The following is a 5,303-nucleotide window of genomic DNA, read 5'->3' as shown; positions in this document are numbered from 1 at the left end:
GGGGCCGGTTTTGGTGATGGATACGCCGGTAGTTAGGCTCTTGTTGGTCACCTCAAATTTGACGATCTGTCCCTCATGTTCAAGATAGGCAGTGAGTTCCGTTTCATTTACGCCGTAATTGGCCGGAGCCTTGACCTCCCGTATGGTATAGCGGGAGAGAGGCAAAGGTTTGGACACGGCCAGCCCTCGGCTATCAGAGCGGATGGTGTCTACCAGGTTACCCGCTTTATCATAGATCTCAAACACGGCTCCCTCCAGCAGTGTTCCAGCAGGCAGTCCGTTGGTGGGGTTGTAGTCGGCGGACTTCTTGACGATTTGGATTTGTCCTGTGATGGGGGTATTTTCCCACTCTACCAATGTGGTTTCCCCAGCTTTGACATAGACTGTACGGAGTTGGGTGTCTGGGATATACCCCTCATTCTCCAGTTCGCGCAGATAGTACCGGCCACTCTCGGTCAAGTCCTCAAACCAGGCATAGCCTCGGTCGTCGGTGGTCTGCTGGTCGATGGGGTTGTGGCCGCTGTCATACAGGATGAACGACACACCAGGGATGCCCTTACCATCAGCAGTAGAAATTTTGTGAAGCAGGATGCCGGACATGGGCGCATTGGTTACGGTCAGTTTCGTGGTCTGCCCATTCTTTATGGTGAAATAATGGGGCGTGCTGTCCAGCTTGAACCCCTCGGCACTCTCGATCTCCACGGCATAATAATTGTTATCCTCCAGTGTCACAAAGACGCTGCCGCTCTCCCCGGTGGTCACGGTGTCCACCAGGGCATCATCCGACACTCGCCGGATTTCAAAGGTGGTATTGGGGATGCGCTCCGTCTTGTCCGCTTCGGAGACTTTAATCAACTCCACGCCGCCCACAGCATTGTTATAAAACCGGATCGTCTGGGTGTCATTGGGGTTAATGGTGACGGTCTGGCTCTGGCTATCCGGGTCGATAGTGTACCCAGGCACGCTCTCAAGTTCAGTCACTACCACCGTGCCAGTGATCCCGGACAGGATGACCTTACCTGTGGAGTCGGAATAATAGATACCATTGCTGGACAACGTGCCTCCTGCGGCATCCACATACTGCCCATTGGCGTACTTAATCTCAAATTTGACGCCCTCCAGGGGGACTTCCGTAGAGCCGTTCCGTCCCCACTTCTCAATTACCAGATTGCCCAAAGGCTGGTTCCGAAATTCTACGGTGACGGTCTGGCCCTCTTTGACCTGAACGGTCTGAGGTGCATCATCCAGCAGGAAGCCGGGCTTGGCACGGGTTTCCTTGATGACCAGTGTAGTTCCAGGTTCTACCCCTTCCACCAGAAAACTGCCGGTGGAATCCGTCACGAACTTGCCGTTGGCATCACCCACCACGGAGCCGTCCGATTTTGTCACCAGGAACTCCACATCGGAGAGCGGGGAATTGTCTGCTGCCGATACCTTCTTGACCAGGACGCCTCCCTTGGGGGCGTTGGAGAAGTAGAGGGTCACGATGTCCTGATCCTCGCCGGAAATATAGAAGGACTGGGGCGCGGCGTCAATCACGTGGCTGCTGTCGCTCTCCAACTCCTCGCAGATGTAGTAGCCCTTTTTGAGCCCAGTGACAGTGAAGGAGCCGTTGGCCGAAGTCGTGTAAGTGCCGATCACGGTGCCACCGCTGCCGCTGACCTCGCCACCCAGATATTTCAGTTGGAAGCGGCAGCCGGAGATTCCAGCCCCGGTCACGCTGTCCTGCTTGTAGACCACCAACGCTGACAGGGGGATGTTGGAAATGGTGATGGTCTTGTTTTCGCCGCCCTTGACATAGACCTCCGTAACAGGATTGTCGGGAGCCTGGAAGCCAGGCGCAGGTTTGGTCTCCTCAATTTTCAGCCAGCCATCCTCAATGGCCTCCAGGATGATCTGACCCGCCTCATCTGTCTGGAAGGTTCCCAGATCCCGCTGTTCCCCAGTTTCCGTCTTATTGCTGGACCATGTGATGTGAAACTCGGCGGATTCAATGGGGTCATGAGTGACGGAGTTTTCCTTCTGGATGGTGACAGATGGCTTTTTGTGGTTTTCAAAATATACCGTTCTGTCCCGATTGGGATAGAGAGTGACAAGCTGGCTGGGAGCGTCCGGCAGGTAAGGCGACGGCACAGACTTCTCGATTACCTCATAGACCATAGGCAGGAGGTTGGGGACCTTGGCGGAACCATCCGGGCCAGTGGTCACCTCGGCCACACTGTGGCCGTCTGCTGTCTTTACAAGGAAAACTGCGCCCTCCACGGGAGCGCCGCTGTCTGCGTCACGCTTCCAAATGGTGAGGTTTGGCCTCTTATCGTTCTCCAAAACGATGGTGCTGTCCTTACCGGGGAATAATTCTACATGATATTCCTTTTCATCCAAAATGTGGTCTGATACTGTGTCGGTTTCCTTTAGGGAATATACTCCAGGCTGTAAGCCCTCCCAAATGATCGTACCTGTGCTGGAAGTGGTCTGATCCATATACCGGCTGCCATCCTCAATCCGGGTCAGGCTGTATGTCACTCCGGCCAGGGCGGAGCCATCCGAACTGATTTTTGTGAGGCGGAGGGAAGGCAGCTTGCTGTTGGTAAAGACAAACTGGGCCGTCTCATTTCCATCCAGGTGGATGATCCTCTGTGCCTCGTCAATCACATATCCCGGACACTCCAGTTCAGTCACCACATAAGCGCCCACGGGGAGCTTGGAGAGGTCGATGGTCCCATCCTCCGAAGTCGTATATTCCTCCGGTCCCCAGGAGCCGTCCACCGCCTCAATGCGGAATTTGACATTGGCAATCGGCTTACTGAGATCCGCACTGTCTACCTTGATAAGATGGATGCCGGGCAGCTGGTCATTATAAAACACCCGTTCCACAATGCCCATGCCCGTGGTCAACTCCGCATATTGGGGGGTGGTATCTATAATATGCTCATCGTCTCCGGGGTTTCGTTCCTCGATCCGATAACTGCCCTCGGGCTGGTTGACCAGGAGAATTTCGCCCTGTTCATTGGTACGGAAGATGCCCAGAGAAACATTATCCCGGAAGATCTCAAACGCCACATCCGGCATAAGCTCCATCGTCTTTCGGTCATACTTGATGATCCGCAGACCAGGAAGTTCTTCATTGATAATGGTAGCGGTGGATTCCTCGCCTGACACCACATTGACCGTCTGAACGGTATCGGTCACAGCTTTCCAGCCCTCGATTCCTGCCAGCTCACGCACTTCCCATGCGCCGGGTTCAAGCTGGTCGAAGGTGATGGAACCTCCGGTGGTGGTCTGACCGCTCCGGGTCTGGCCGCTCTCCAAGTGCTTGATCTGGATGGTTACACCGGAAAGCAGATCTCCAGTGTCACTCTTTTTCTCCACCCGAAGTGAGCCGTAGGGGGCGTTCCAGAAAGTCAGGGTTGCAATCTTGTTGTACTCCACATCCGCGTGCTGGGTGCGCTCATCCGGCAAAAGATGATACCGGGGCGGGATCTCCTCGGTTACCGTATAGTGGCCCTCAAGGGTCAGAGGGATTACCACGGTCCCGTCCGGGCCAGTAGAGAAAGAGCCAACCTTGCGTCCCTCTGGATCGTACACAGAGAACACCGCGCCCTCCAGTGGGATTTTTGTGCCCTCCTCCAGCTTTACGATCTTCAGCGCGGTCTCATCCGGGTCGGGGTCCTGACCGTCATAATAGTTACTGATAGCAGCCACATCCAGCCGTACATTGTTATCCAGGTCGCAGATATAATTTTGCAGGTCGCCGTACTTATCCTTCTCCTGGCAGATGGCATACATGGCGGCATACTGCGCCACGGAGGCGGACAGTGCAAGCTGGACGCTGCCACTTTGGTTCTGGATGGATTCCGCGGGGTACAGCACCTTGAATTGAGCGGAGTAGCCGTCTCCGGTTCCTTCCGCAGCAACAGAGGTCACATCCTGGTTGTCCATGTTGACGATCCGGGTGCCATTGGGAACGGCAGAGGGGTCCTGAAAGGCGACAGAAATGTCGTAATCGTAGACCCATGTCTCGCTCCAAACCGTAAACACCTGCTGATAGTAGTCCTTACCCTCAACACTGACAGGATAGGCCACGGAATGGTCTGGGGTGGCTGTCATTTTGGGCGTGAGCATATAGTTGTAGGTGGTGCCGCGCTTGTAGATGTCCTTGGCGGCGGCCAGGATGCGGTTGCCAATGTCCAGTTCAGAACCGGAAAGGCCGGGGGCCACCTTTAGATTGTTGATGTCCCAGGTGGAAAGCAAATAACACCAGAGGGCCATCTTTGTGGCGTAATACGCCTGATACTTGTTATCCAAATTCAGTTCACCCAGACTGCGGTGGGGGTAACCGTTGGAGATAATGCCCACCACCTTGGGATCGCTGGAGCGTTCCTCCGCAAGATATTTAATGCTTTCGCCGGGTTCTACCTTTTGGGGAACACCTTTGAGATACGGATTCACACAATATGCCGGAACTTCTTTGGTTGTCCCATCATTGCTCTTATACATGAAATAGGTGTAGTCTTGCTTCTTGACAGCTCCGTTGATGGACAGATAACCCAGCTCATATCCGCCGTTATAAATGTCCACTTCGCCCAGCGCCGCTTCTACACTATCCGCGGCCCAAGCGGAGGTCGGAAGAATTCCAAGCAGCAAAACGCAGGCCAAAAACATTGAAAGCAGTTTTTTCATAAGCCCTCCTTAAAATGGACAGAAAGAGGCATGAACAACAATCTGTTCATCACCTCTTTCTGGAAGTAATTCAGTCAGGGTTTCGCAGAAACTAAGCGAAAAAAACGCAGTGCATTTCCCAATTTGGGAGATGCACTGCGTTTAGCATTCCACAGCCTGGACACACCAGCGGTATGCCCGCTGATCCCGCACACAGGTAAACAACGTGATACGGTTGTCACTGGTAGTGGCGGTGCCGCTGGTATCTGTCTCCAATACCTTTTCTACACTGACCACCTGATAGGTGCGTGTGCCCAGCTTGGTGGTCCAGGTAATGGTATCGCCTGGCTCCAGGGTATGCAGGTCTCCAAAATCATCCCGGACCCCGCGGTTGTGACCCGCAATGCAGCAGTTGCCGTCCCAGATACTAGTGCCAGGGAAATGACCGGCCCCTTTTGCCAGAGTGCTGCTGTCTGTCCCTTCGTAGACCTTGGTAGACAGGCCGATAGCCGGGATCTTGAGCGTCCCCAGATGTCCGCCGGAGTAGTAGAGATCGCTGGTGACGGCAGTATAGCCGACGTCCTGGCCAGAACTGCCCCCATTTCCTGTGTCGATCACAGGATAGTTGACGCTCCCTGTCTGGG

2 protein-coding genes are annotated in these 5,303 nt (G+C 54.4%); both read right to left on the bottom strand.

Features of this window, described 5'->3' with window-relative positions; translation table 11 throughout:
• Positions 1–4,680, bottom strand: a 4,680-nt coding sequence (locus B5F88_RS18300) for a SpaA isopeptide-forming pilin-related protein (protein ID WP_087348864.1), incomplete at its 3' end; no start/stop codon positions are given.
• A gap of 141 nt (positions 4,681–4,821) precedes the next feature.
• The coding region (locus B5F88_RS18295; RefSeq protein WP_140402191.1) for a class D sortase at positions 4,822–5,303 on the bottom strand (482 nt) is incomplete at its 5' end.

It is taken from the genome of Flavonifractor sp. An306 (genome assembly GCF_002159455.1).
Classification (GTDB): Bacteria; Bacillota; Clostridia; order Oscillospirales; family Oscillospiraceae; genus Flavonifractor.
The sequence above is the reverse complement of the archived record's forward strand: the minus strand, read 5'-3'. Positions and strand labels throughout refer to the sequence as shown.